Here is a 25,869-nt window from a genome sequence, read left to right as displayed (position 1 = left end):
TCAGCTTGTACTCTGGGCTGCGGCCGATTCGGAGATGCCGTTGCGCACCGTTGCCGCCGTAGCGCGCCGGATGCCGGTGAGCCGGGTGCGCTTGAGCATTAGTGCGTTGACTGCAACCAACGCCGAACTGCCCGACATTGCAAGAGCCGCCACCTCCGGGCTGATCGTGAACGGGTAGAACACGCCGGCCGCTAGCGGGAACGCAATCACGTTATAAGCGACCGCCCACCACAGGTTCTGGTGCATCTTGCGCAAGGTCGCGCGCGATAGCTCGATCGCGCCAACCACATCGAGCGGGTCGCTCTTCATCAGTACGACATCGGCGCTTTCCATCGCGACGTCAGTACCGGCGCCGATAGCGAAGCCGACGTCGGCCTGCGTCAACGCAGGGGCATCGTTGATGCCGTCACCGACCATGCCGACCTTCTTGCCTTGCGCTTGCAGCTCCTTGACCTTCGCGGCCTTGTCGCCCGGCAGCACGTCAGCCAGCACGATGTCGATGCCGAGTTCGTGCGCAATGCGCTCGGCCGTTGCTTGGTTGTCGCCAGTCAGCATCGCCACCTGAACGCCCCTGGCATGCAGCGCTTTGACAGTCTCCGCCGAGGTTGGTCGCACGGCATCTGCAATCGCGATGAGGCCAATGAGGCTGCCGTCGTGGGCTACGTGCACGACCGTGCGGCCTTGGCCCTGCAGACGCTCGGACTCGCCGGCAAGTTCGCCGAGGTCGATGGCGTTGGCCTCCATCAGGCGCCGATTGCCCAGCAAGGCGAGGTGGCCGGCGACCGTGGCCTGCGTGCCTTGACCATCGATGTTCGTAAAGTCGGTGATCGCCTCCGACGCGAGTGCCCCTGCGCGCTTGAGGATTGCGACCGCGAGCGGGTGCTCGGATAGTTTCTCGACGGAGCCAGCGATGCGCAACAGCTCGTCGACGGTGACATGGCGGGCCACGGCCATGTCGACCACCTCGGGCTGACCGAGCGTGAGCGTGCCCGTTTTGTCGAAGATCACCACATCAAGCCGTGTCGCTTCCTCGAGCGCGGAGGCATTCTTGAAGAGGATGCCGTTCATCGCGCCAAGACCGGTGCCGACCATCACCGCCATCGGGGTGGCCAACCCGAGTGCATCGGGGCAGGCGATCACGAACACTGTGATCGTGAGTGTCAGGGCCAGAAGCACCGGCTGGCCAAGCGCGAAGTACCAGGCGACGAACGTCGCCACGCCGATCACGAACGCAATCACCACCAGCCATTGGGAAGCCTGGTCGGCCAGCAACTGTGCCGGCGCCTTCGAGTTTTGCGCTTCCTGCACCAGCTTGACGATCTGCGCCAGGGCAGTGTCCGCGCCGATCTTGGTCGCGCGGTAGCGGAAGCTGCCGCTCTTGTTGATCGTCGCGCCGATCACCTTGTCGCCGGCGGACTTCTTCACCGGCATTGATTCGCCGGTGAGCATCGATTCGTCGACCTGCGATGCGCCCTCCAGCACTTCCCCATCGACCGGAATTTTGTCGCCTGGGCGGACGAGGACGACGTCGCCGAGCAGCACGTCCGCAGTCGCTACCGTCAACTCCCGACCGTTGCGGAGCACCGTGGCCTTGGGCGGAGCGAGGTCCATCAGCGCGCGGATCGCTTCCGAGGCGCCCGCGCGAGCCCGCATCTCCAACCAATGCCCCAGCAGGATGAACACCAGCAGTACCGCAACTGCCTCGTAGAACTGCGCCCCACCGAAGACGAAGGTGCTACCCACGCTGAATGCATACCCGGTGCCGACGCTCAGCACCACCAGTACCGCCATGTTGAGCACGCCATTGCGCAGCGCCCGCGCGGCGGCTACAAAGAAGGGCCACGCCGGGTAGACCACCGCACCCGTGGCCAGCAGGAACAGCCAGATGCCGAGGTTGATTCCGAAGGGCGGCTTCAGCTTGATGAAGTCCATACCCATCGGGGCATAGAGAAAGATCGGCACCGCGAACGCCAGGCAGATCCAGAAGCGGTTGCGCATGTCGAGCGCCATCGCCTTGGCGTCCATGCCGGGTCCATGCCCCATCTCGTGGGCCATCGCCTCCATGCCGGCATGATCCATGGCGGCGTGCTCGGGCGGATGACCGGCAGGCGCGTGCTCATGCGCTGCGCGATGCATGGCGTGCTCCATCGGGCCGCACAGGTGATGGGGTGTCAGTTCCCCGGCGCAGTGGTGGCCGCAGTCCGTGATCGCCACCCGGATGCGTTCCGAGTCGGTGCGCCGCGGGTCGTAGGTGACGGTGGCCGAACCAGCCACCGGGTTGACTGAAACCCGCTCGACGCCGCGCATCTGCGCCAGATGCTTCTCGACGCCACGCGCAGACAGCGGGGACAGCAAGCCGGTGACCTCAAAGGTAGCTGTTGTGCTCATATAAAAATCCGTGGGGAGGATAAAGACCGGCGTGCGATGAAGTGCAGCGCGACCGCAACGCTCAGCACAGCGGCGAAGAAGCACCACACCGAGATGAACCAACGGGCATAGACAAGATAGGACACGAACGACGAACCGAGCGCCAGCAGGCCGAATACCTTGACCCAGGTGTGGCTGGAGAGCAGCAGGCTGACCGTCGTGGACAGCAGGTACAGCGTCATCGATGCAGCAATGTAGAAGTGCGGCGAGTGGTAGTCCACATGGCCACCCACGGGATGCGCCTGGATCGGGTTGGTCGCCAGGCTATATAGCAGGTAGGCGCTCACCGCCAGCCCGCCGGCCATGAAGGAGCACAGCGCGCGGCGTCGCGGGCCGCTCGGTTCCATCAGCCATGTCGCGACGGGCACGTACACTGGCCACAGCACGTGGGAGAAGAACGAGTAGGCCTGTATCGCGGCGAAGTTGAGCCCGGGCGGGCCGCCAAAGGTCAGCCACACCGCGCCTTCGATAAACTGCTGGAGCGCGAACAGCAACGGGATGGCCGCGTACGGGCGATCGGCTGGCCGTCGCGCCATGGGCAGAGTCACGGCACCGATAGCCAGCAGCACCGTGCCGGCCGAAAAGCTTGCCGTGGCGGAGAAGCACATGGCGCTCAGCTTCCCCGGGTTAGTTGCTGCCGGCTGCGGTACAGGTCGCGCCGGGTCAGTGGGACCGGCCACTGGCTGCGGTGGCCGCAGGGACGGTTCGAGGCGAGAATCTGGTAGACGCCGCTGCCCCCGGCCTCGAACTCGAGCGCGCAGGCTGCCATGTACAAGCGCCAGACACGGTAGGCAGCTTCGCCGACTTCGGCAACCGCCGCCTCGCGCTGCGCTTCCAGGCGCCGTACCCAGTGCCGCAGGGTCATTGCGTAGTGCGGACGCAGGCCCTCGACATCATGGATCTCGAAGCCCGCGCGCTCCATGCCGAGCAGGATGTTGCTGACGCAGTCGAGTTCGCCGTCCGGAAACACGTAGCGGTTGATGAACTCCGTGGCGGCCGTCTTGTTCCAGCCTTCCTCGTCATGCGTGATGCCGTGGTTCAGGAAGAGGCCGCCTGGCTTGAGCACGCGGCGCACCGTTGCGTAATACGCCGGCAGGTTAGCCAGGCCGACGTGTTCGAACATGCCGATGCTGCTGACCTTGTCATAAATGCCATGGCCTTGCAGGTCCCGGTAGTCGTGCAATTCAACCGTGACGTGGTCCTGCAATCCCTCGGCTCGGATACGCTCGTGCGCGTATTCGAGCTGCCGCTCGCTCAGCGTGATGCCGTGGGCGTGCACGCCGTGCTCGCGAGCAGCCCAGCACGCCAGCGCGCCCCAGCCGCAGCCGATGTCCAGCAACCGCTCGCCGGGCTTCAGGCGCAGCTTGCGGCAAATGTGCTCGAGCTTGTTGCGCTGCGCGGTGTCCAGCGAATCGGTGGGCTGCTCGAAGTAGGCGCAGGAGTACACCCGCTCCTCGTCCAGCCACAGGCCGTAGAACGCGTTGGAGACGTCATAGTGGAAGGAGATTGCGGCGCGGTCGCTGCGGCGCGAATGCTGGTGCGCGAACCGGCGCGCCACTCGCGACGCGAAACCGGTGTTCGGTTTGACCTCACTGGGGCCCTGGGCGGGCAGTTTCAGCGCGTCCAACAACAGTGCCAGCTTGTCTCGCCACGACAGGTTGATCGCTTCAAAGTGGTCTTTCAGGCGAAGTGCGCTGAACAGATCCCCCTCGACATCGAGGGTGCCTCGAAAGTAGGCGTCGGCCAGCAGGATCGGGTCGTGCCCGATTACCAGTTGACGCAACAGGCTAGGATCGCGCACCACCAGAGTGAAATCGGCCTCGGTGTCGTATCCATACCGCGATTCGTTCCACAGCCGAAGCGCTGGCGGCCTTTCCATTCCATCAAGCAACCGGCGCAGGATGCGCAGTGCCCGCTCGGTGTCCGCCGGGTGCAAGTGGCGGATGACATCTGTGGTCGTGTTCATCATCTGGCCTCCTGCTCGGTTGGCGGTTCGTTGTCAGAGGGGGAAATACTCGCCTTCACGGGCGTACCTCTCGGCGCCTGCAGGAGTTCGCGTACCGCATCTGCAAGATCCGGGGCGATGGAGATGGTGTTGGAAGGCTGGGCTATCGTGTCGCAGCTTACGATGCTGCCGGCTCCCGCCGTCGTCAGGTCCTGCACCGCGCTGCCCGAGAACACTGCGTGAACCGCGATGCACACCGGCTTGACCAGGCCGCCGCGGCGCAGGTGGCCGATGGCTTCGATCACGGTGCGGCAGGTGGAGATGATGTCGTCGGCCAGTACTGGCGTATGTGCTCGCCAAGACCGGCATTGCCAATAAGAGCGGTGTCATCGTGGCTCTCCCACGTCGATCAGTGGGTGGGCCTTCAGGTAGTCCAGCGCGTACTCCAGTTCCCCAGGGGCCTCGGCGTGCAGCGTGAACAGCGGCATGCCCCGTTCGACCCGATCGCCAAGCCTGACCTGCAATTCCAGCCCTGCAGTGGGCGCTTTGGGCGCGCCGGCCAGCTTGGCTACACGCGCCAGCCTACGGCTGTCGATAGCGCGCACCAAGCCGTCACGCTGCGCCAGTACGGGTTCGTGCAGTGGCGACAGCGCCGGCTCGCGCAAGCCTCCCTGCGCTTCGCAGATCGCCTGAAACTTGGCCCACGCGGTGCCGCTGTCGAGCAGGTGGCCTGCGGTCGACGCGCCGTCCCCCGGTGCGCTGTGCCCACAGAACTCCAGCAGGCGACCAGCGAGCCCGATGGCACGCATGCGCAAGTCTGGCGGCGCGCGCGCCGCACCCCGCAGGACGGCGAGCACGTCGAGGGCTTCCAGCGCCGGTCCGATGCCACGCCCGACCGGCTGCATGCCGACCGTACGTACCACTTGCAGGTGCAGGCCGCACGCCTGCGCGACCTGCTCCAGCAGCAATTTCAGGCACTGGTAGTCCGCGTCGCTGCGCACCTTGGCCGTCGGGCCAACCGGCACGTCGATGACCGCGTGGGTGGCGCCGGCCGCGATCTTCTTCGACAGTACCGACGCGACGAGCTGTGCATCGCTGTCCAGATCGAGCGGTCGCTCGACCCGGATTAGGATGTCGTCAGCCGGACTGAGCGCCAGGGCGCCACCCCACACGACGCATCCGCCTTCGCGCTCGACGACGCGGCGCATGCGCGCGACGTCCAGTGCTACAGGTGTCATCGTCTCCATCACGTCGGCGGTGCCGGCAGGCGAGGTGATCGCCCGCGACGAGGTCTTGGGCATCGTGAGCCCGGCCGCCGCGACGATCGCGACAACGATGGGGGTCGTGCGATTGCCCGGCAACCCACCAACACAGTGCTTGTCGGCAATCGGCGAGCGTCCCCAGTCAATGTGCTCGCCGGCGGCGACCATCGCCCGTGTCAGGTCGATGGTTTCTTGCAGGCTCATCCGGCCACCGGCGCACGCGCTCAGGAACGCTGCGATGTGGGTGTCCGGGTAGCGGCCGGCGGCTACGTCCTCGACAATCGAGTCCAGCGCGGGTCCGTCGAGTTGGTGCCCATAGACCTTCGCGCGTACGTGGCTCATCGAATCCAGTACCGGCGCGTGCAAGACTTCAACGCGGTCACCCGGCACGGGCGCAAGCGCGCGCCAAGCGCTCTTGGACAGACCCGCCTCGCCCAGCACAAGCAGCGGCGGGTCGACAACGTTCAGCGTTGCGATGATTGAGCGGCCGTTAACCCGCAGCAGGACGCGCGCCTGCGCTTCGAAGCCTTCGGAGCGGCAGACATGGCAGTCGCGGTGCATATAGACAACATATTCCTGCTGCGTCTCAATGCCCATGGGTCGTACTGTGAGGGAGGTGTCGACGTGCGCCCTCATGTGGTGATCTCCACGTGCTGGCCCAGCATGGGTACGCTGGCGGACCACCTCAATTCCCGCTCGATGCGCTGACGCATCGCGTCGGCCGGTCCAGGTTCTCCGTGAGTCACAAACACCGAGCGTGGTGCAACCGGTGCGCTGCGCAGCCACTCGATGATCTGCCGTGCATCGGCGTGCGCCGACATGCCTTGCAGCGAGATGACTTCGGCCCGCACGGCGACGTCTTCCCCGTGAATGCGCAGGCTGCGCTCCCCGGCCTGCAGACGGGCACCGCGTGTGCCGCCAGCCTGGTACCCGACGAGGATGATCGCGTTGCGCCTGTCCGGCGCCAGATTCTTCAGGTGGTGCAGCACCCGCCCGCCAGTGGCCATGCCGCTTGCGGAGATGATGACCGCTGGGAACGTCAGGCGGGCCAGCGCGCGCGACTCCTCAGGAGTACGGACCATGCGCGCGGCCTTGTACATGCCCATGCAGTCTTCGAGCGACAGCTTGTGCTCCGCGTGGTGGCGATGGTAGATCTCAGTGGCGTCGACCGCCATTGGACTGTCGAGAAACACCGGCAGGTCCGGGATCGCACCTTGCCGCTTGAGCCGGTGGATCAGGTACAAGAGTAGCTGCGCCCGGCCGACCGCGAAGGCAGGAATGACGACCATGCCACCGCGTGCCGCCGTCCGCGTGATCGCCTCGCCGAGCGCGGCTTCGGCCTGCGCTTCGGGTTCGTGCAGGCGGTCGCCGTAGGTCGATTCGACAACGATGTGATCGGCCTTGTGGATCGGGGTAGCTGGGCGCATCACCAAGTCATCCGAGCGCCCGATGTCGCCCGAGAAGAGCACGGTGGTGCTGCCTGCGGTGAGCTCGACCGATGCAGCGCCCAGGATGTGACCGGCGGGCCGCAGGTTCACCGACAGGCCCTCAGCGATCTCCACGCTGTCATCGAAGCGCACCGGCTTCAGATGTTCCAGCGCCTGGCGTGCGTCGTCCTCTGTGTACAGCGGCAGCGCTGGAGCATGCTTGGACGTGTGATGCCGGTTAGCGTAGGCCGCGTCCTCCTCCTGAATGCGGCCGCTGTCTGGTAGCAGCAACTGGCACAGCTCGATTGAGGAGCGCGTTGCCAGAATCGGCCCACGGAATCCCTCTCTGACCAGCAGCGGTAGCGCACCCGAATGATCCAGGTGCGCATGCGTGAGCACCACCGCGTCGATGCCGGCAGGATCGAATGGCAGCGGCTCCCAGTTCATCAGCCGCAATTGCTTGTATCCCTGGAAGAGGCCGCAATCCACCAGCAGACGCTTCCCCTGGTGTTCCACCAGGTACTTCGAACCGGTCACCGTGCCGGCCGCACCGAGGAAACTGAGCTTCATCGGCCTCACCTTGTCATGCGTGGTATTGGCGGTCGGTCTGGGTGCCGCCGAAGCGCGGAATGAAGCGCGGCGTGCGGGCCGCGTAGGCCTTCCATTCGTCACCGAAATCACGCTCCGCCCACTTCTCCTCGTTGATCGACAGGCGCACGTACATGAATACCAGGATCGGGAACATGACCACCGTGAGGATCGTTGGCCACTGCAGCAAGAAACCGAACATGATCAGTACGAAGCCCACATACTGCGGGTGCCGGATGCGCGCGTAGGCGCCGGCCGTGGCCAGCGTGTGGCGGCGCTGGCAGTGGTACAGCACGCGCCAAGCCGCGGAGAGCAGCCAGAATCCGCCCCCGATGAACAGGGCGCTTAGCAGGTGGAACGGCCCGAAGTGCGGGTTGGCGCGCCAGCCGAACATCAGCTCCAGTAAGTGTCCAGCGTCGTGCGACATGAAGTTCACGCCCGGGAACTTCGAGCTCAGCCAACCCGACAGCAGGTAGATCGTCAGCGGAAACCCGTACATCTCGGTGAACAGCGCCACCAGGAAGGCCGAGAATGCGCCGAACGAGCGCCAGTCGCGGGAGCTTTGCGGCTTGGCGAAACTGAATGCAAAGATGATGAAGACCAGGGAATTGATGACCACCAGCGACCACAGGCCGTAGGCAGGGGTGGATGTGGACTGATCCATGGAGTGCTCCTCGGGAAGCCCTTAGTGGTGGTGATGCGAGACGTTCTGGGTCGGCGACTGAGGGGCCTTCGCCGTGGATGAGGCGCGGCCCTCCTCGGAATCGTGCGCATCCTCCTCGTGTCCGACGTGGTTCCCGTGTCCGTGGAACAGATGTAGCAATGGGCACGCGAGCAGTAGCAGGAAGGGCAGCCACCCGAACAGGTGCGCTCGGTGCTCGGTGAACAGGAAGAACAGCGCGATCAGGGCAAAGCCCACAAAAACCGGGCCGGAACCGACGCGACCGGCCTGCCTGCGCCGCGTGGCGATATGACCGTTGGTCATGAGGACTCCTTTGGCAAGTTGGGATGATGGGCGAAGCGGCTCTGCTCGCCATGTCTCAAGATTGGCACCGGCAAGCAGGGGAGAGCGATGAGCAGTGGCAGCAACTGCGGCAAGCGCGCCGGCTGCACTCGGGTTGTCCAGCGATGAAGGGGGCGGCGGTGGAGGGGCATGACATCCGCTTGCGCAATTCGATTGTGATGAATTCAGCCTAGGGCCGGGCGCCGACGCCTAATTGACGTGGGTCAAGCGCTGACGCTGCGTTGCCCCGTATTTCAAGTCATCAGGGTTTTCAGGCCCGCCAGCGCGGCTACCGGATCAGCGACGCCGTGATAGATCGCCGGAATCTTCTTCTCCAGGCCGAGCAGTCCGTAGACGGCGTGCATTGCGCCGCGCACCGAATACTCCACGGTGAACACCACGTCCTGCGGAATCTCAACGTACTGTCCCAGCAAGGCGAAATTAGTCGCGCCATGCGGGATGACCAGCGGCCGATCGGACGGCTCGCGGCGCTCGAACTCGCTCGTGATGTACGGCATCATCACCGGGATCACGGTGGTCGTTTTCCGCACCTCGTCTAGGATGTCCTCGAAGCGCAGGTGGTGCATCAACTCGGTCAGGATCTCTTGGCCGGTCGCCTGCGCCATGGTCTTGTCGATGTAGTCGCCCTTGTTGTCCACGAAGAGGCCATAGCCCCAGAGTGTGTAGACGTCCTCGGGCTGCCCGACGAAGTGCGGTGCGTGGGGCACGACAATCGACATCAGCCAGCTCGAATCCTTGAAAGTCATCAGCCCGCCCGTGCCGGGGGCGTTGCCGGTGAAATCCTCGATTCGCCGCACCAGCAAAGGGCTGCGCATCGTCAGCGTGAACGACTCCCACTTACTTTCGTCCACGTTGCCGCAGAATGCGTTGGGCCGGCCGAGACCCGGTACCTTGCGCGCCATCGCCTCCCACAAGGTCCAGGCACCGTCTCGCTTGTCGCGAATGAGCTTGGGCGCGTTGTGGTCGTCGCCGTAGGTCGCATCGGCGGTCATGGAGCCGATCGTGAAAAGGGTGAGATCGTCATCGCCTACGCTGTAGGTCTCAGGCAGCCCGTCACGCACCGCGTGCAGCCGCTCCACGCGCCGGTTGTCGCCGCTCTGAATGAAGTCGACGTCGACGATTCTGGTGCCGTACTCGAACACGACACCGTGCTGCTTGAGCCACTGCTCCATCGGCCGAACGATGGCGTCGTACTGGTTCAGCGGTGTGCGCCGCACGCCGGCAAGTGTGTGGATACGCGGAAATTCCTGGAGGAAGCGCAGCATATAGCGCTTGAGTTCGATCGCGCTGTGCCAGTTCTGAAACGCAAAAGTCGTACGCCACATTGCCCAGAAGTTGGTCTCGAAGAAGTGCGGTGAGAAGCAGTCCTCGATGCGCAGGGTGTGCAGCAGTCGCTCAGGCGTGACGAGCAGGCGCATGATTTCCAGGCGGTCCTGCAGGTCGAAGCCCAGGTTGCTGGCGTCGAGGATGCGCCGCTCTCTATCGATTAGCCTGGCACGTGCGTCCGAGCGCCACTCGGCGTTGAATGCCCAGGCTTGTTGCTTGACGCTGGTCTGCGGATCATCAAGCGTCGGAATGCTGTCCAGCACGTCCCAAAGACAGACGTACGTCTCCTCGGTAAACATGCGTCCACCGCGGGTCACATAACCCTTGTCAGGGTCGCCTGACCCATCGAGCGCTCCGCCTGCAACCCGCTGCTCTTCAACGATGCGGATGTTCGAGCCTTTGAAGCCGCCGTCACGGATCAGCAGCACGGCCGCCGACAGTGACCCGATGCCGCCGCCGACCAGGTAGGCCTTCCGGCTTTCATTATTCGCTGCTTGGCTCATGGACTTGTCACGTGATTAGTGTTGGTGTTTGACGGAATGCATATACGACGTATCGCGGCACCAGCCAAGCCCTACGCGTTCAAAGCCGCGATGCTGGCGTGTCGGTCTTGCGCGGAAGCTTCTTCAATGTTGATGATAGCGACGGTGGCCGTTCATCAGACCCATTCTAGGTACGCTCCAGGCCGGCCTTTTGCGCTAGCTCAAGGGGCTGGCCTATGTAATCGACATGTAATGAGGGCGCGAGGAAATCGCGATGGCATTCGCCATGCACGGGGCACTGGCGCTTTGAACAGCGGACAGCTCGGGGAGGCGTAATCGTGGGACCGAGATCCAAGCAGAAGCTACAGGAGGCAGCAATTGCGCCTGACTCGGGCCTCGTTTTGAATGGCGCGCAGTACAAGTGGCTGCGCTGTCTGCCCGAAGGGCGTACACCTTGGGTACGCTAGTGTGAATGTACGCTCGTCGGCCGGCGTCCGATCAGGCCAGGGCTTCAGCGTTTTCGGCGGGGTGGGGCAATCGGATGGAGAAACGAGTGCGTCCGTCGACGCGGGCCACGGCAATGGTGCCGCCGTGTGCCACAACAATCGCCTTGGTGATGGCCAGTCCGAGGCCGGAGCTTTCCGACTCAGGTCGTGCGCGCGACTTATCCGCCCGGAAGAAGCGCTCAAAGATGAGCGGTAGGAGATGCGGGGCAATCTCGTTACCGTCGTTGTCTACCGAGATCACGACGCCTTCGCGCTCAGCGCTGACCGAGACGGTCACGTGGCCGCGTCGCGGTGTATAGCGAATCGCGTTGGATAGCAAATTGCTCAACGCGCGGCGCAGCATAAGACGGTCACCCATGACGTGGCCATCCCCACGTAATTCGAGCTGAACGCCCTTGTCTTCGGCGAGCGCGTCATAGAACTCAAACAACGCGCGGATCTCGTCGGCGACGCGAATGTTCTCAGCGCTCGGCAAGGTCAGGCTGTGCTCCATCTTGGCGAGATACAGCATGTCGGACACCATGCGTGCCAGGCGTTGGAGTTCTTCGGCATTGGACGTCAGGACATCCCGGTACTTGGTGCCTTCGCGGGGCTGCGAGAGCACAACTTCCGTCTGTGTGAGCAGGTTGGTGATGGGCGTGCGCAGTTCGTGTGCAATGTCGGTCGAGAAGTCCGAAAGCCGGCGGAAGTCGTTCTGTAGCCGCTCCAGCATGGCGTTCAGGGTGGCGGCCAGATCGGCCACTTCTTCTGGAACGGTTTCAACCGGCATGCGCTCGTCAAGCTTGTCGGCCGTCACTATGCGCGCTCGCGAAGCCATCGTGCGCAGTGGCGCCAGTCCTCGGCGTGCAGCCCACCATCCGAACAAGCCAGAGGCCAGTACTGCTACCGCGATGTAGAAGGTCAACGTACCGCGGAACGTATGGAGAAAATGGGCATGGATGTCGGTGTTGATGCCCAACAGGATGTCCAGGACGCCCGATGAACCATCACGCAGCGGGATGACCGCGTGCATGCCCCGATACTGCTGGCCGCCTTGCTCCCAGACTAGGGCGTCGGCGTTACGACGTCGCTGCGCCAAAGCTTGCGCCGCAGCCTGGAAATCAAAGTCCTGAGTCTCATACAGGATGTGTCGATCCGGACCTTGGATGCGGGCAACGAGATCGGTGCGATGTTGCAGCGCTTCACGGATGCGTTCTGGCACCTGCGGGGCCGGGCTCGACTCGACGATCTTCTGGATGACGCTGACGTTCTCACGCAGCGCGGTGTAGTCCTCAACCGCGAAGTGCTGATCCATCGCCAGCGCAATCACAATGCCCAGTCCCAGCAGGACGGCGGCTGAGCACAGCGAGAAGTACGCGGTCAGCCGTGTAGTCAGCGAGAATTGCCCCATCAAGCCGCTTCCTCGGGGTCTTCGAGCACATAGCCCATGCCGCGCACCGTGTGGATCAGCTTGGGCTCGAAGTCGTCGTCGATCTTCGCGCGCAGGCGCCGAATGGCGACGTCGATCACGTTGGTATCGCTATCGAAGTTCATGTCCCAGACTTGGGAGGCGATCAGCGAGCGCGGCAGAACCTCGCCACTGCGGCGCGCGAGCAGCTCAAGCAGGGAGAACTCCTTGCTTGTGAGCGGAATTTTTTGTCCACCTCGTGACGCACGGCGACGGGCCAGATCCAAGACGAGATCGGCCACCTGGATGCGATCGGCCGCGACGGCGCCGGTTCCGCGGCGCAACAGCGTGCGTACCCGAGCCAACAGCTCGGCAAACGCGAATGGCTTGACGAGATAGTCATCGGCGCCCATCTCCAGCCCCTTGACGCGATCCGCGACGCTATCGCGCGCTGTCAGAAACAGCACCGGCACTGTCTGTTCTGATGCCCGCAAGGACTGGACGATCTGCCAGCCATCGACATCGGGCAGCATCACGTCGAGCACCAGGAGGTCGTAGTCGCCGGTCATGGCCAGGTGCAGGCCGTCGATGCCGCTGCGGGCCAGATCCACCACGAAGCCGGCTTCCGTGAGGCCTTGTTGAAGGTATTCCCCCGTTTTGGGTTCGTCCTCGACGACTAATAGCTTCATAGCGCGCCCAAATCACCTTTTGTTGCGGATACGTGGGCTGTAGAGTACCGCGCTGCAGGCAAGATCACACGAACATGACCGATTTGTAATGTTTCGGTCAGGTGCGGGTAGCCTAGTGCTGGGTAGTCTGCACGCAGCTTTCAGCGTCGGACATTACGTAAGGAACATTCGATCATGCGCAGCAATCGTGCATCCGGCCTCCTACTACCGAACCTGCCACGTCGCCGGTTTGTGCAAGGTTTGGCCGCCGGCGGAGTGATTGCCGGTCTGGGGCTGGGTGGCTTCACTTCATCGCTGGCGGCACAGGCCGCGTCCACCGCGTTGGGTACCGCTCCGGTGCTGCGCGGCACCGAATTCGACCTGGTGATCGACGAGACGCCGGTCAACTACACCGGCAAGCCAGCGATGGCGACCACGATCAACGGCATGCTGCCTGGCCCCACGCTACGCTGGCGCGAGGGCGACACTGTCACCCTGCGTGTTACCAATCGCCTGCGGGCGCCGACATCGATCCACTGGCACGGCATCATCCTGCCGTTCGAGATGGACGGCGTGCCCGGTATCAGTTTCCATGGCATCCCGCCCGGCGAGACCTTCACGTATCGGTTCAAGGTCCAGCAAAGCGGCAGTTACTGGTATCACTCGCACTCGGGCTTCCAGGAGATGACCGGCGTGTACGGCGGCCTCATCATCGACGCCGCCGATGGAGACCCAATCCGCGCCGATCGCGACCATACCGTCCTGCTGTCGGACTGGACCGACGAAGACCCCATGCGGGTCCTCTCCAAGCTCAAAACGCAGAGCGATTACTACAACTACCATCGGCCCACGGTGGTGGACTTCTTCCGTGACGTCTCCAACGACGGCTGGAAGGCGGCCATGGACAAGCGCTCCATGTGGAACCAGATGCGCATGAGCCCGACGGATCTGGCAGACCTCTCCGCTGCTACGCTCACGTATTTGACCAATGGCGTTACCCCTGCCGGTAACTGGACGGGGTTGTTCTCGCCGGGCGAGACGGTGCGGTTGCGCTTTATCAACGGGTCAGGCAACACCTTCTACGACGTCCGCATTCCCGGGTTGAAGCTCAAGGTTGTGCAGGTCGACGGACAAAACATCGAACCGGTCACGGTGGACGAGTTTCGCTTTGGCCCCGGCGAAACGTGCGATGTGCTCGTGTCACCCAAGGACGACGCCTACACCATCTTCTCGCAGTCGATGGACCGGTCCGGATACGCACGCGGCACGCTGGCAGTTCGCCAAGGTTTGCAGGCGGAAGTTCCCGCGCTCGACAAGGTCGAGTGGCTGTCCATGGCGGACATGATGGGAGACATGGGCGGCATGGACCATGGCGGCATGCAGATGATGGGCGACAGCGGCGGCATGACCATGATGGACTCCGGTGAGATGACCATGATGGACCATGGTCAGCACGCGGAGGCTGCTGGCGCAGCGGACAGCTTGAAGGTGCCAAGCAAGAAAGCCCGGCACGCACGTACGGAATACGGCCCGAGTACGGACATGCGGGTTGACACGGCCCGTACCAATCTTGATGACCCGGGGATTGGGCTGCGCAACAACGGGCGACGCGTTCTCGTGCTCGCCGACATGCACACCATCGGCGGCCCCATGGACAAGCGCGGCCCGCAACGCGAAGTGGAACTGCACCTCACGGGCAACATGGAACGCTACACGTGGTCATTTGACGGCGTGGAGTTCGGCAAGTCGACGCCGGTGCATTTCCGCTACGGCGAACGGCTGCGTGTCATCCTTCACAACGACACGATGATGACGCACCCGATGCACCTGCACGGCATGTGGAGTGAGTTGGAAGCGCCAGACGGCACGTTCCAGGCGCGTCGACACACAATCCCGGTCCAGCCTGCCCAACGGATCAGCTTTCTTGTCACGGCGGATGCACTCGGCCGCTGGGCGTGGCACTGCCATTTGATGCTGCACATGGATGCGGGCATGTTCCGCGAAGTGGTGGTGGCCTGATGCTCGACTTTCACAACAGACCGATCATGCGCAAGCACGCAAAGGCACTATTGACGGTAGCGCTGGCCATCGCCGGTATCGGTGCCGCGTCGGCCCAGGACATCCAACTGATGAATGGGGAGACCGCGCCAGCATCGCAATCCGAACATCAGGGCATGGACCATGGCTCAATGCAGGGCATGGACCACGGCTCAATGCAGGGCATGGACCACGGCTCGATGCAGGGGATGGACCACGGTTCGATGCAGGGGATGGACCACGGTTCGATGCAGGGGATGGACCACGGTTCCGCGCAAGGCATGGACCATGGCAGTATGAAGATGCAAGGCGGCTCGGCACCGGCGGACGCCCGCGACCCTGACGCCTATTCGGGCGGCTACCAACTGGGCAGCGGCAAGTACGCGCTAGGTGACCCCCGCCACGCCATGATGATGGCGGACGAACACAACTTCGGATCGGTGCTGGTGGACCGGTTGGAGTGGGTGCACGGCAGCGACGCCAATGCAACGGCCTACGAGCTGCAGGCCCGTTTCGGCAGCGTGTATAACAAGGCTGTCCTCAAAGCTGAGGGCGACGTCTCGAAAGGACGCTTCGAGGAAGCACGCACCGAGCTTCTTTGGAGCCATGCCGTGGCAACATTCTGGGATACCCAACTCGGGATTCGGAATGACACAGGCTTCGGCCGCCCTGCGCGCAACTGGGCGGCATTCGGGGTGCAAGGCTTGGCCCCGTACTGGTTTGATGTCGAAGCGACGGCCTATGTTGGAAACAGCGGCCGCACGGCATTGCGCCTGTCCGGTGATTACGAACTGCTGCTGACGCAGCGGCTGATTCTGCAGCCGCGCATCGAAGCCAACTTCTACGGCAAGCGGGACCCAGATCTCGCCATTGGTAGCGGACTGTCCAACGCGACGGTCGGCGTGCGCCTGCGCTATGAGTTCAGCCGTCAGTTTGCCCCCTATATCGGTATTGAGCGCAGCCAAGCATTTGGCAGTACAGCCAACATGATTGAGGCAGCCGGTGGGCGCCGTGGCAACACGCGCTTTGTGGCCGGTGTGCGCCTCTGGTTCTAGTTTTCTCCTCCCAACCTCCCCAACAAAAAAGGCGCCCTATGTTCACCTCTCGTTTTGCTACCAAGGCCATCATCGGCACCTCCATGGCACTTCTGGCATCGGCCGCGTTCGCGCATCCGAAGCTTGTCTCCTCGACGCCAGCAGACAAAGCGGAAGTTGCCGCGCCTGCCAAGATCGAACTGCATTTCTCCGAAACGCTTATGCCGCAATTTTCGGGCGCGAACCTTGTGATGACGGGCATGCCTGGCATGACCGACCACGCTCCGATGAAGGTGGCCACCAAAGTCTCGGGCGGCGAAGATGGCAAGACCATGGTCATTACGCCCACGCAGCCGTTGTCGGCAGGAACGTACCGCGTTGATTGGCGTGCCGTGTCGTCGGACACACACAACGTGAACGGCAACTTCTCGTTCCAAGTGAAGTAAGCCGATGCCAGATGATTGGCTGGTAGTCGCGCTGCGGTTTGCGCTCTACCTCGATTTGATGGTGTTGTTCGGGGTGCCGCTGTTCAGCTTACACGCCATGCGGCCGGATGACCGGACTTCGGCGCTGGCGTGGAAGTACGTCCGCATTGTGGGCTTGGCCGCCGTGCTCGGTATCGGTCTGTCGCTTGTCAGCATGGTGATGATGGCCAAGACGATGACCGGGGCCAGCGAATATGCCGAGCTGACTGCCCACGTCTTCGGCATGATCATGACGGGCACATCGGTCGGTTTGGCATGGACGGCGCGCATCGTGGTCCTATTGGCTGCGCTTGCCCTGATTGCCGCACTGCGCACACGTCCCGCGCTGCGGTTCGGCGCGTTGGCAGCGCTCGGCGCCGTTGCGCTGGCGACGGTCGCTTGGGCCGGTCACGGCGCGATGGACGACGGTACGCGAGGCGGGCTGCATCTCGCCTCGGACATCGCGCATTTGCTGGCAGCCGGCGCATGGGTCGGAGCATTGTTTGCCTTCGTCGTTCTCTCGAACGGCGCGCGCGGTGCCTCATCCGAAGTCGCCGATTTGCTGGGTCGCGCTTCGAACGGCTTTGCCCACATTGGCACGGTGATCGTCGCCACCCTGGTGCTGACCGGGGCGATCAATTACCTGCTGATCGTCGGCCCCACGGCAGACGGCTTACTGACCACGGCCTACGGTGGCCTATTGGTCGCGAAGCTGGCGTTGTTCGCACTGATGTTGGTTCTAGCGGCGGCCAACCGGTATCGGTTAAGTCCGCGTCTTGCAGGAGCGCTGAAGGATGGCAATCACGCTGAAGCTGTGGCAGCCCTGCGCCAGAGCCTGCTCACTGAGACCTGCCTGGCCATATTGATTCTTGCTCTGGTAGCCTGGCTGGGAGTGCTGTCTCCCGCGGGAACCTGACACCTTCTTGTTCTATGACGTTATGACCACGACCTCGCAAGCCAAACCGCTGTCCCGAACTCGGCGGACTTTTGCCCTGGGCCTGGCGCTCCTGCCGGCCATCGCTTTCGCGCAGAAGTCGGCATCGAAACCTGTTGTGGAGGTTTGGAAGACGCCGACCTGCGGCTGCTGCAAAGATTGGCTCACGCATTTGCGCGACAACGGTTTCGATGTTGCCGCGCATGATGTCCAAGACACCGTTGCGGCCAGGAAAAGGGCGCAGATGCCCGAACGCTACGCCTCTTGCCACACGGGCATGGTTCAAGGGTATGCCTTGGAAGGCCATGTTCCAGCGCGTGAGATCAAACGGCTGCTGCGCGAACGGCCGAAGGCGGTCGGCCTCGCGGTGCCGAGCATGCCGCTTGGCGCACCAGGAATGGATGGGCCTGCCTATGGTGGACGGCGCATGGCTTACAACGTGCTGCTCATCGGCGCCGATGGCCAATCTACCGTGTATCAGGCATACGACTGATCGACGGGACACTCAACGGAACCTGCGATGAGTGAGCCAGCAAAAGCGTTCGCACGCGTGGTGAAGTGAGGGGATTCGATGAGAGGAATGTCTCCCACCGATCTGCCGGCCAGTATTCAAACGGCTATGGCGCTGGTTCTCATTGCCTGGATCGGCGTCTTGATCGGCTTTGCGTGGTATTTGCTCCGCAAACACGGTGCTGAGCGACGGTCGGCCGAGCGCAAGAGCCTGCGTGGACATCGGCCGTCAAATAAGCCACGCCGCCGCAAGTGACCTTCGCGATTCAGCTCCTTGGTCGCGCACCATTTCGAGGTTGATTGATTGGCCTTGCTTCGCCATTTTTCAGACGGGGTATGCGCTGATTGCACTTGCTGTGCGCAAGTTTGAAGCGCATGGGATCAAGTCGGAGTATTTCCGTCGACCTTCGTGCAAGAAGCACGCCATCTTCCAAACTAGACGGCCCGGATGACGTTCTCTGTGCTTAGTTTTTCCGAACCGTTCGGTGATTGGATCCAGTACCGCGTCATAGATCGCAATGAGGTCAGCCTTCGTCACGCGTTCCCAGTCTTCACTCATGGTCTGCCCTATACAGTGCGGTGCGGTACCTAGGCCAAGTAGTAGAGCGGCGACGCTAACAAACCTTGGCAAGAATCCTGCCAGAGGTCTGGGGCGCAGCAAGCCCAAGATGGTATCGGACTCTCGACTGGGGCAGAAGGCGCAAAGCGGTATCTGGACCCGAAAAGAGCTAGCGCGGATCGCGCTGTGTCGCGTTATGTAGAGAAGTGGAGCTCGTTTTGGCGGTGCGTCAGCTCACTTGAGCGCGGACAACGGGGAATGCCGTTGCTCGGCCGAGCGATACGCCGCTCATATTTGAAAAGGGGGCGTCTTGCGCTTGCGCCGTCCGATTGAGATGTGGATCCACAGGGCGATGCACACCACCATGCCCGCTGACCAGTGCAACACTTCTGCACTTTGACGCACCAGTTCTCCATTGACGTAGTACAACGCATAACCTGTCAGTACCAACGCGATCGTCAGGATGACCAGCATTGCGCCAGCTGTGCGATTGCGCTGTCGCACCCACGCGTTGCGGATGTGCGGGCCCCACAGCATGCCGAACAGATACAAGCTCATCATGGCGGCGGCGCCATGCAGCTTCATGCTCCACGCCAGCGCTAGCGTGCCGGTGTCGCTGCCTTCGTCGAGGAAATGCAGTGCGAGCCAGGCCAAGCCGGTGATGAAGAGCACAGCAAACACGCCATACACCATCCACCGCCGTCGGCGGCTCAGGCGAAACGCGCTCTCGCGCACATGGTGGGGAAAACGCGGAGAAACAGACATGGTCTACGAGGCAGCGAATTAACCGGGCGAGTATACGGTGACCGCCGCACCGTACTGGGCAAGGAGCGGACTCGCGGCGTCGCCGGTGGCCAGCACGATTTTGGTCAGCGCATCGGCCAGCACGCAGGTGGGTGCCCGCACGGTTGCCCCCGCGAGAGCCGGAAGCGCGAGCCGGTCCGCGTTATGAATTCGGGATGGGCTATCGGGGCCTGCGCCAAGCCCGCCAGCACTGGAGGTGGCGAGCGCCGTATTGTCGAGGCGCACGGTTGCAGCGATCCGCGCCGCACTGCGTGGGTCACGTACCTGCACGGTGATCGGGCGGGCACCGTGGTGCCGCAGATCGCCACCTGCGTTGACGACTGCACTGTCTACCGCCAAGCCTCGCATCTTTTCAATTGCGCGATCGACGGCATATCCCTTGGCGATACCGCCCAGGTCCATCCGTGCGAACGTCTGCTTGCAAACGACATCGCCAGCAAAGGCGACAGGAAAACGCGTATCGGCCAGTTGCTCAGGTGTGCCAACCCGGCAATCGAATGCGCGCGCGGATGCGTCGTGCAAGGTGCAGGCCAAGCGCAGTACGGTCAACGTTCTTGGATCAACGCGCAGTCGTGTGCCCGGCACCGCGAGGTTGATCGCTTGCAGCTCGCTGTCTGCAGCATGAAAGCTCAGCAGCGCGTGAACGGCGGCAATCTCGTCGAACGCTGCCGCCACGGCGGCTTCGGCCTCCGGCCCTTCAGCCTGCACGTCGACCAGTGTGCCGAGCAACGGCCGCGCGCGCCTGCAAGTTGCGAGCATCAGCGTTGGACGAGCGCCAGTTGTGCCATCACCGCAATGCGCCGAATGCCGTCGGTCAGGTGCGTGCACGACAGCGTTGCGCCGCTGATGTTGTTGATGTCGTCGCCCACACGCAGCGGCGATTTGGCGGACTTGCCGAGAAACTGGGTCCGCCACGGCTTGTTGCGGACTTCGTACCCGTGGCTTTCGCGGTAGGTGAGGATTTCAACGCCGCTGATCTCGCCGGCTGTGTTCAGGGCCACGGCGTAATTGATGAGCTCGAATTTACCGATGACGGCGTCGGTCACGAAGTAGCCGAGCGTCTTATCTCCTTGTTTGGCTTGCCATGCGCGCCACGCACCCGGCTTGGCCGGGCCGCCCGCACGTTCGGCCAACTGCCTGAGTTGGTCGGCTGAGAGCGTGAGCGGTACCGGTTCAAAGCCCGTTGCGTCGGGAAACATTGCTTTCTGGGCCTCGGCAGCGGACAGGTAATCCGCCGCAAACGCCTTAGTGACAACGATGCCCGGCGCCCCCACGGCGGCGGCACAGACAAGAACAATGGGCACTGGCTGGTAACGCATGACTTGCACCTCCTTGGATTTGCCGCTCCCGCAGCTTAGAACGACACGCCCAGGCCCAGATCCACACGCGAGAAATCGCGGTTCTGCTTGAAGCGCTGGTAGTCCACTTTGAAGACAACGTTCGGGTTCAGATAGAAGTTCGCGCCGATGGTGTACACGGTGTCGGACAGCGAAGGCCAACCGGCGGGGAAGGTGAAGCCCGGTGCAAGACCTGCGTACTTTTCACCCATGTTGTAGCGCTCGTAGCGGACGAACGGAGCGAAACGATAGTCGCCCTTTTGCCACATGTTGTACGCCGCTTGCATGAACCAGCCGTAGAACGCCGAGGGCATCGGATTGGCTGCGCCCGGGTTGGCCTGATTGACTGTCTCGGTGTTGCTGAGCGTGCCGCGTGCGTACAGCGCTGACAGGTCCCACTTGCCGGGCGTCCAGCGAGCGTGCGCCTCATACAGCGTGGCGCGCTGCTCCGGTAGCGGTGCGTCGGTACTCGAGCGGCTGCTCTTGCCCGTAAAGATAGAGCCGCCGAGCGTAAGGCCGGAAATGCCCGTGTAGTTCAGCGCGACGTATTGCGACAGGTTCTTCGCACTGGCCAGCCCCAGCTCCTGGTGCGTCTGCTGCAGCGGACCGGCACCGTTGTTTTGCATCTCCAGGGCGGAGTTGAACAGCGGGTTTTCCGGGTTGAAATTCCACTTGGCGAGGTTCAGACCGGTGGTCAGGCCAACGTTCCAGTTCAGACCGAAATCGGTATCGCCATACAGCGAGAGACCGCCCTCGCGCCACGTGCTCGGAATGATCAGCGTCTCGACAAAGTTGCGATGAACGCCGTAGTAGTTGGTCGGCTCGTGGTTGCGGTTGATAAAGCCGGTCGGGATCAGGAACAGGCCCGCATTCAGGCCGATCTTGTCGGTCAGCTTGTGATCGATGTAGAACTGCTCGACCTCGAATTCTCCCGAGTCAGACGAGGAGGCGATGGCATGCTCGATCTCGAACTCGGAGTTGAAGCGCGTCTTGTCGTTGAACTTGTAACCAATGCCGAACACTGCGCGCGCGAGGTCCATCTTGGTGTCTTCGGAGCGGCGCGTCGGGCGGCTGTAGTTGACTTCGCCGTAGCCCCACAGCGTGAGGTTGTCGAGCGGCGACGGCCGGCTCGAGGCGAGCTGTGCCGTCTGCACAGTCTGCTGCACGTCTTGCAGGGCAGCGCTTTGCTGTGCCTGTGCCTTCGCCTGCGTCTGCTGCTGGGTTGCGAGCGTCGCGTTCTGCGCCTTCACCTCCTTCAGCTCCGCCTTGAGCGCTTCAATCTGCGCGGCCATGGCGTCGAGTTTCTGTTCGAGTTGCGCGGTGGTGGCGGCATTGGCTGCGCCGGCCCCCATCACCGCAATAGCGGCGGCTACCGACAAGGCGGTTCGTTTCATGGTGTGACGCTCCCTGGTCTTGGAATTTTGAATTGGCTTAATTGCGTGCAGCCGTCTTGCTCAGCGTGGCCCCGCTGGCAGAGACAGTCTGTATACGGGCGGCACCCACGCTGGCTGCGGTAGAACCGCATTGCGCCGGTACGCGATAGGCCGACGGGTTGGCCGGATCGAATCCATCGGTGAGCGTGCACAGGAAGTGCACGAGATCGCTCATTTCCTGGTTCGTCAGCGAAGGCGCGGTGCCTGGGTTGTATGGCACTTCGGCCACGTTCACATTGGCATCGAAGCCAACCGGCAAATCGTTGTACGGCACATCGGGCGTGCCATCGGCCTTGACGTACCAGCGGCCCGGGTCGGTATCGCGCGTGATGTACCACGCCACCACCTGATCAAGCGTCTGGAACACGCCGTTGTGGAAATACGGTGACGTAAGCGCGATGTTGCGTAGCGTCGGCACTTTGAACTTGCCGCACGTCGAGCCACCCACGCGAAAGTCCGTACGCAGCGGTCCGCAAATGCCGAGGTCGTAGTAGCTGTAGTTTGGACTGCCTAGCGCCAGGCCGTTCTTCGGCACGTACGGCAGCGTGGTGCCTTCCTGATTGGCGGTGATGCTCCAGTTGCGTGGAATACCGACGTTGTCGTACGTGAAATCGGTAAACAACGCCGGCGTGCTGCCCTTGCCTGTCGAGATATGGCAAGCGTTGCAGTTACCCTTGGTCGGGTTGTTGAACAGCAGCAAACCGCGCGTCTCGGCATCCGTCAGCGTTGTCTTGCCGGCGAGGTAGGCGTCGAATTTGCTGTCGAAAGTGTGGAAGCTCGGGTCTTCGGATTGGAAGGCCGCCAGCGCGCGGCCGATGCTTTGCATGGCCGCCGCACTGTCCTGGATGCCGGTTTTGGTGAACACCGCCGTGAACTGGTCGAGATACGGGCGCGTCAGCAACGTCTTGAACACGTCATCTGCCGAGGCGTTGGCCATCTCGAATTCATTGGTAAACGGCTGCTGCGCCTGATCCGCCAAGGATGCCGAACGGCCATCGCGGAAAAAACCGCCGGAAGCCTTGCCAGCACTGTCGATTTTGAAGTTCGGCGTGAACGAAGCGTAATTTAGCGACGGCGTGTTTCGCAGGCCGGGCAAATCGGAATTCGGCCCCCCAATCGATACAGACAGATTGTTCGGATCCGTGAAAGCGCGCGATGGGTCGTGGCATGACGCGCAGGACTGCTTGCCCGAGGCGGAGAGCGTCTGGTCAAAGAAGATTTGCTTGCCGACCTGTGCCATAGCCGACAGCGTGTCAGTCGATATCGAAGCCGTCGACGTCGTATTGCCGCCGCCATCCCCGCCGCCGCATGCGCTCAGCAATGTCGCCGCAAGCAGCCAAGCCGCGCCCGATCCCACCCGCGTCACCTTGCTGGCGCCACGGGTTCCTCCTCCACGTTGTCTTTCTTTCATTTCCCTGGCGCGGTGGGCTCTCGGGCCCGCTCAAGCGACTCGATTAATGGTAATAGGAACAATTCGCGTTCGCATTCTAAGCGAATCGTCAGGGGAAATCACGCGTTTTGTGACGGGCGGCGCCCGGCATTGATGAATGCCAAGGTCGGCGTTGCCAATCCGTTGTCGCCGACCGGTGTAAGGTCGTGGCATCGGGCCAATTCCCTCGGGCGCTGGGCTTGTGCCGGTTGGTACTACGCCGGCCGACGCCGCGGGAGCGCTGGGTCGGTCCGGCCCGCCCGCGCACGTCCGTCGAATGGCGGCCGTTCACGGATGGGCTGTCCACGCGTTCGATTGCGTATGCCTTGTCCGTGCTGGGAGCCATGTTCCGTTGGTTGATCCAGCAGCGTTACGTGCTGGCCAACCCGTTTGCTGGCGTAAAAGTGCGCGGGGGCGGACGGACTGCGGCCCTGGACGCCTCGCACATATTCACAGAGGGCGAATGGGCACTGGTGCGCACCATTGCTGATGGCCTGGAGTGGTCGTATGGCTGGGAAGCGCCGGCGGCGCAGCGATTGCGCTTTGTACTGGATTTTGGCTATGCGACAGGCCTGCGGGCGAGCGAACTCGTTTCTTCTAAGCTCGGTGACCTCGCAACGGACCGGCAGGGCGATCACTGGCTCAATCTGATAGGGAAGGGGAGTCGTGCTGGCAAGGTTGCGCTGCCGCCACTGGCGCGTGCGGCGCTGGATCATTATCTGCTGGAGCGCGGGCTGCCGGTCACCCAGGCGCGCTGGAATCCGAAGACGCCGCTAATTGGTGGGTTAGGGTTGGATCCCGAGGCGGGAATCACGGGAACGCGGTTGTGGAGCGTGGTTAGAAGGTTTTTTGAGACCGCAGCCGACACCATCGAGATCGACCATGCAGCTCTGGCTGAGAAGCTGCGCAAGGCCAGTCCGCATTGGATGCGCCACACACATGCCACCCACGCGCTCGCGCGCGGCGCGGAACTGACCACCGTACGCGACAATCTGCGCCACGCCTCGGTTTCGACCACCTCGATCTACTTGCACAGCGATGAGATCAAGCGCGCGAGACAGCTTGGGGAGGCCTTTGACGCCCGAAAATGAACGGTTAGCCGCTGCCTGCTATGCCATGAAGGTTCAGTTGTGATGCCTCGCTACACAGTTGCAGTCGCCCCCTTCCTCACAAGTCTTTCGGCTGTCCTGTACGTAACCATTTTCCGAGCAGTTCCTTCACGCAGCGCTGGCACAGGTCGAGACTAACCACGTTGCCGTCACCAAAGACAGAATTGACGCCGCAGGAGTGGTCAAGCGATAGTCACTCTTGCAACTCACCAGGCTCCTCAGGGGTCAGCCGACGCTGGCACCGATCACAGGTGCATGCGGTCAGCTCTTGGGCAGTATTTGGCCAACGAGTGAATAGGGCTACCTCACGAAAGTGAACAAAATTGCTTCCGTCCGCCAGGAGCACTGCAGCGTCTGCATGTCGCCGCTGCGTTATCTGCAAGCCTCCTTTATTTTACATAAGACAAATTATGCGGGAATTTAGGTGCTAGAGCCAGGTTGTGATGTCCGGTTAAAGCCAAGTCCAAATGTCCGAGTGCTCGACCGACCGAAGAACCTCCAGGCGCTCACGGATGGGCACCTCAAGACTGGATTGCTGCTGCCCGGCTTGGTGTGAGCGCCCGTCAAGCGTTGCGTTTGTTGCGACGCTATCAGGTTCAAGGTGCAGCGGGTCTGCAGAACCGACATCCAGGCCGACCGGCCAACAACCAACTGCCGCCCGGTCTGGAGTTACGCATGCGCGGGCTGATTCGGGACAGCTATGCGGATTTCGGCCTGAAGCTGGCGGCCTAGAAGCTGCGTGAGTGCTGGCCACCGAGACGGTGCGCCAGATCATGACTGACGCCGGTTTCTGGGTGCCAAGGAAGCGACGGCCGGCCAAGGTGCACCAGCCGCGGATGTACGGAAGATTCACGCGCATGACTACGCGCTGCGCGATGTTCACATGCCCAGCCTCATCGCGTATGATCCGGCGACGAATGATGGTGCCCTTGAAGGGTGAAACGGGAACACGGTGTGAAGCCGTGGCTGCCCCCGCAACTGTAAGTGACGAGCCCGTATCAAAGTGCCACCGGAGGGTTCCGGGAAGGCGATGCGCGGTGATGACGCACAAGCCAGGAGACCGGCCATCATCTCTTGTCGACGTGGGGTCAATCCGGGCGGGGTGTACTGGGGGATACGAAAAGCGGCCAAGCCGTTTTGTCCTGTCTCGCGGCGATGCATCTCGCAAAGAGGCCTT

The 25,869-nt window shown here is 62.7% G+C and carries 23 protein-coding genes, 1 pseudogene and 1 riboswitch; of the genes and pseudogenes, 8 read left to right on the top strand and 16 right to left on the bottom strand.

What is annotated here, in order from left to right; all coding sequences use genetic code 11:
* The 11 genes from M1D44_RS21120 to M1D44_RS21070 form a co-directional block, all read right to left on the bottom strand.
* The gene (locus M1D44_RS21120; protein WP_316852356.1) at positions 1–2,388 is read right to left on the bottom strand and encodes a heavy metal translocating P-type ATPase; all 2,388 of its coding nucleotides are present in this window, start codon (positions 2,386–2,388) and stop codon (positions 1–3) included.
* Entirely contained in the window at positions 2,385–3,035 is a 651-nt protein-coding gene (locus tag M1D44_RS21115) for a DUF6629 family protein (RefSeq protein WP_024978833.1), read from the bottom strand. Before M1D44_RS21115 ends, M1D44_RS21120 begins: the two co-directional genes overlap by 4 nt.
* Before the next feature lie 5 nt (positions 3,036–3,040).
* Positions 3,041–4,393, bottom strand: coding sequence for a cyclopropane-fatty-acyl-phospholipid synthase family protein (locus tag M1D44_RS21110; protein WP_316852693.1), 1,353 nt, complete (start codon positions 4,391–4,393; stop codon positions 3,041–3,043).
* The gene (locus M1D44_RS21105; protein WP_024978835.1) at positions 4,393–4,677 is read right to left on the bottom strand and encodes a hypothetical protein; all 285 of its coding nucleotides are present in this window, start codon (positions 4,675–4,677) and stop codon (positions 4,393–4,395) included. The genes M1D44_RS21110 and M1D44_RS21105 overlap by 1 nt, the downstream gene beginning before the upstream one ends.
* Before the next feature lie 81 nt (positions 4,678–4,758).
* On the bottom strand, positions 4,759–6,270 hold the full coding sequence (locus tag M1D44_RS21100) for a thymidine phosphorylase family protein (protein ID WP_316852355.1): 1,512 nt from the start codon (positions 6,268–6,270) through the stop codon (positions 4,759–4,761).
* The gene (locus tag M1D44_RS21095) at positions 6,267–7,631 is read right to left on the bottom strand and encodes an MBL fold metallo-hydrolase (RefSeq protein WP_024978837.1); all 1,365 of its coding nucleotides are present in this window, start codon (positions 7,629–7,631) and stop codon (positions 6,267–6,269) included. Before M1D44_RS21095 ends, M1D44_RS21100 begins: the two co-directional genes overlap by 4 nt.
* Positions 7,632–7,644: 13 nt before the next feature.
* Positions 7,645–8,313 (bottom strand): methyltransferase family protein, encoded by a 669-nt coding sequence (locus M1D44_RS21090; protein ID WP_316852354.1) that lies wholly within the window; start codon positions 8,311–8,313, stop codon positions 7,645–7,647.
* A gap of 21 nt (positions 8,314–8,334) precedes the next feature.
* Positions 8,335–8,634: a DUF2933 domain-containing protein gene (locus M1D44_RS21085; RefSeq protein WP_316852353.1), complete on the bottom strand. Its 300-nt coding sequence runs from the start codon at positions 8,632–8,634 to the stop codon at positions 8,335–8,337.
* 272 nt (positions 8,635–8,906) lie between these two features.
* Complete coding sequence (locus M1D44_RS21080; RefSeq protein WP_316852352.1) at positions 8,907–10,502, bottom strand: oleate hydratase; 1,596 nt, start codon at positions 10,500–10,502, stop codon at positions 8,907–8,909.
* Positions 10,503–10,979: 477 nt separating this feature from the next.
* On the bottom strand, positions 10,980–12,377 hold the full coding sequence (locus tag M1D44_RS21075; RefSeq protein ID WP_316852351.1) for a heavy metal sensor histidine kinase: 1,398 nt from the start codon (positions 12,375–12,377) through the stop codon (positions 10,980–10,982).
* The gene (locus tag M1D44_RS21070; RefSeq protein ID WP_024978843.1) at positions 12,377–13,063 is read right to left on the bottom strand and encodes a heavy metal response regulator transcription factor; all 687 of its coding nucleotides are present in this window, start codon (positions 13,061–13,063) and stop codon (positions 12,377–12,379) included. The genes M1D44_RS21075 and M1D44_RS21070 overlap by 1 nt, the downstream gene beginning before the upstream one ends.
* Positions 13,064–13,237: 174 nt before the next feature.
* Between M1D44_RS21070 and M1D44_RS21065 the strand changes: the two genes are divergently transcribed.
* From M1D44_RS21065 to M1D44_RS21040, 6 genes are all read left to right on the top strand, one after another.
* Positions 13,238–15,061, top strand: coding sequence for a copper resistance system multicopper oxidase (locus tag M1D44_RS21065; RefSeq protein ID WP_316852350.1), 1,824 nt, complete (start codon positions 13,238–13,240; stop codon positions 15,059–15,061).
* The gene (locus M1D44_RS21060; RefSeq protein ID WP_439004452.1) at positions 15,061–16,134 is read left to right on the top strand and encodes a copper resistance protein B; all 1,074 of its coding nucleotides are present in this window, start codon (positions 15,061–15,063) and stop codon (positions 16,132–16,134) included. Before M1D44_RS21065 ends, M1D44_RS21060 begins: the two co-directional genes overlap by 1 nt.
* A gap of 38 nt (positions 16,135–16,172) precedes the next feature.
* Positions 16,173–16,559, top strand: a complete 387-nt coding sequence (gene copC, locus M1D44_RS21055; RefSeq protein WP_024978846.1) for a copper homeostasis periplasmic binding protein CopC — start codon at positions 16,173–16,175, stop codon at positions 16,557–16,559.
* Positions 16,560–16,563: 4 nt separating this feature from the next.
* Positions 16,564–17,493: a copper homeostasis membrane protein CopD gene (gene copD, locus M1D44_RS21050; RefSeq protein WP_024978847.1), complete on the top strand. Its 930-nt coding sequence runs from the start codon at positions 16,564–16,566 to the stop codon at positions 17,491–17,493.
* Positions 17,494–17,515: 22 nt separating this feature from the next.
* Positions 17,516–18,004, top strand: a complete 489-nt coding sequence (locus M1D44_RS21045; RefSeq protein ID WP_316852692.1) for a DUF411 domain-containing protein — start codon at positions 17,516–17,518, stop codon at positions 18,002–18,004.
* Between the two features lie 87 nt (positions 18,005–18,091).
* On the top strand, positions 18,092–18,277 hold the full coding sequence (locus M1D44_RS21040; protein WP_316852348.1) for a hypothetical protein: 186 nt from the start codon (positions 18,092–18,094) through the stop codon (positions 18,275–18,277).
* A 591-nt stretch (positions 18,278–18,868) separates the two neighbouring features.
* Here the strand turns inward: M1D44_RS21040 and M1D44_RS21035 are convergent.
* The 5 genes from M1D44_RS21035 to M1D44_RS21015 all read right to left on the bottom strand — a co-directional run bounded on the left by M1D44_RS21035 (position 18,869) and on the right by M1D44_RS21015 (position 23,394).
* On the bottom strand, positions 18,869–19,345 hold the full coding sequence (locus tag M1D44_RS21035) for a hypothetical protein (protein ID WP_112187918.1): 477 nt from the start codon (positions 19,343–19,345) through the stop codon (positions 18,869–18,871).
* 18 nt (positions 19,346–19,363) lie between these two features.
* Positions 19,364–20,059, bottom strand: coding sequence for an FAD:protein FMN transferase (locus tag M1D44_RS21030; protein ID WP_239498072.1), 696 nt, complete (start codon positions 20,057–20,059; stop codon positions 19,364–19,366).
* Between the two features lie 83 nt (positions 20,060–20,142).
* On the bottom strand, positions 20,143–20,703 hold the full coding sequence (locus M1D44_RS21025; RefSeq protein ID WP_112187914.1) for an FMN-binding protein: 561 nt from the start codon (positions 20,701–20,703) through the stop codon (positions 20,143–20,145).
* 35 nt (positions 20,704–20,738) lie between these two features.
* Entirely contained in the window at positions 20,739–22,115 is a 1,377-nt protein-coding gene (locus M1D44_RS21020; RefSeq protein WP_316852347.1) for a porin, read from the bottom strand.
* Between the two features lie 37 nt (positions 22,116–22,152).
* Positions 22,153–23,394, bottom strand: a complete 1,242-nt coding sequence (locus M1D44_RS21015) for a cytochrome-c peroxidase (RefSeq protein WP_428984641.1) — start codon at positions 23,392–23,394, stop codon at positions 22,153–22,155.
* A 395-nt stretch (positions 23,395–23,789) separates the two neighbouring features.
* Here M1D44_RS21015 and M1D44_RS21010 point away from each other — a divergent pair.
* A pseudogene (locus M1D44_RS21010) lies at positions 23,790–24,674 on the top strand (tyrosine-type recombinase/integrase); the annotation flags it as partial.
* Positions 24,675–25,244: 570 nt separating this feature from the next.
* Entirely contained in the window at positions 25,245–25,424 is a 180-nt protein-coding gene (locus M1D44_RS21005) for a hypothetical protein (RefSeq protein ID WP_316852345.1), read from the top strand.
* Between the two features lie 172 nt (positions 25,425–25,596).
* A riboswitch (cobalamin riboswitch) is annotated at positions 25,597–25,775 on the top strand.
* Positions 25,776–25,869: the final 94 nt, after the last annotated feature.

This window comes from Ralstonia sp. SA306, assembly GCF_054792405.1.
Note: the sequence above shows the minus strand (reverse complement) of the source record. Positions and strands in the feature narration are given on the sequence as shown.

Excerpts from the sequence above, each read along its gene's own strand:
- copC (WP_024978846.1), top strand. The coding sequence starts at position 16,173 with ATGTTCACCTCTCGTTTTGCTACCAAGGCCATCATCGGCACCTCCATG.
- M1D44_RS21110 (WP_316852693.1), bottom strand. The coding sequence starts at position 4,393 with ATGAACACGACCACAGATGTCATCCGCCACTTGCACCCGGCGGACACC.
- M1D44_RS21045 (WP_316852692.1), top strand. The coding sequence starts at position 17,516 with ATGACCACGACCTCGCAAGCCAAACCGCTGTCCCGAACTCGGCGGACT.
- M1D44_RS21115 (WP_024978833.1), bottom strand. The coding sequence starts at position 3,035 with ATGTGCTTCTCCGCCACGGCAAGCTTTTCGGCCGGCACGGTGCTGCTG.
- M1D44_RS21025 (WP_112187914.1), bottom strand. The coding sequence starts at position 20,703 with ATGCGTTACCAGCCAGTGCCCATTGTTCTTGTCTGTGCCGCCGCCGTG.
- M1D44_RS21065 (WP_316852350.1), top strand. The coding sequence starts at position 13,238 with ATGCGCAGCAATCGTGCATCCGGCCTCCTACTACCGAACCTGCCACGT.
- M1D44_RS21080 (WP_316852352.1), bottom strand. The coding sequence starts at position 10,502 with ATGAGCCAAGCAGCGAATAATGAAAGCCGGAAGGCCTACCTGGTCGGC.
- M1D44_RS21090 (WP_316852354.1), bottom strand. The coding sequence starts at position 8,313 with ATGGATCAGTCCACATCCACCCCTGCCTACGGCCTGTGGTCGCTGGTG.
- M1D44_RS21040 (WP_316852348.1), top strand. The coding sequence starts at position 18,092 with ATGTCTCCCACCGATCTGCCGGCCAGTATTCAAACGGCTATGGCGCTG.
- M1D44_RS21120 (WP_316852356.1), bottom strand. The coding sequence starts at position 2,388 with ATGAGCACAACAGCTACCTTTGAGGTCACCGGCTTGCTGTCCCCGCTG.
- M1D44_RS21020 (WP_316852347.1), bottom strand. The coding sequence starts at position 22,115 with ATGAAACGAACCGCCTTGTCGGTAGCCGCCGCTATTGCGGTGATGGGG.
- M1D44_RS21060 (WP_439004452.1), top strand. The coding sequence starts at position 15,061 with ATGCTCGACTTTCACAACAGACCGATCATGCGCAAGCACGCAAAGGCA.
- M1D44_RS21095 (WP_024978837.1), bottom strand. The coding sequence starts at position 7,631 with ATGAAGCTCAGTTTCCTCGGTGCGGCCGGCACGGTGACCGGTTCGAAG.
- M1D44_RS21075 (WP_316852351.1), bottom strand. The coding sequence starts at position 12,377 with ATGGGGCAATTCTCGCTGACTACACGGCTGACCGCGTACTTCTCGCTG.
- M1D44_RS21015 (WP_428984641.1), bottom strand. The coding sequence starts at position 23,394 with ATGGCACAGGTCGGCAAGCAAATCTTCTTTGACCAGACGCTCTCCGCC.
- M1D44_RS21035 (WP_112187918.1), bottom strand. The coding sequence starts at position 19,345 with ATGTCTGTTTCTCCGCGTTTTCCCCACCATGTGCGCGAGAGCGCGTTT.
- M1D44_RS21070 (WP_024978843.1), bottom strand. The coding sequence starts at position 13,063 with ATGAAGCTATTAGTCGTCGAGGACGAACCCAAAACGGGGGAATACCTT.
- M1D44_RS21085 (WP_316852353.1), bottom strand. The coding sequence starts at position 8,634 with ATGACCAACGGTCATATCGCCACGCGGCGCAGGCAGGCCGGTCGCGTC.
- copD (WP_024978847.1), top strand. The coding sequence starts at position 16,564 with ATGCCAGATGATTGGCTGGTAGTCGCGCTGCGGTTTGCGCTCTACCTC.
- M1D44_RS21100 (WP_316852355.1), bottom strand. The coding sequence starts at position 6,270 with ATGAGGGCGCACGTCGACACCTCCCTCACAGTACGACCCATGGGCATT.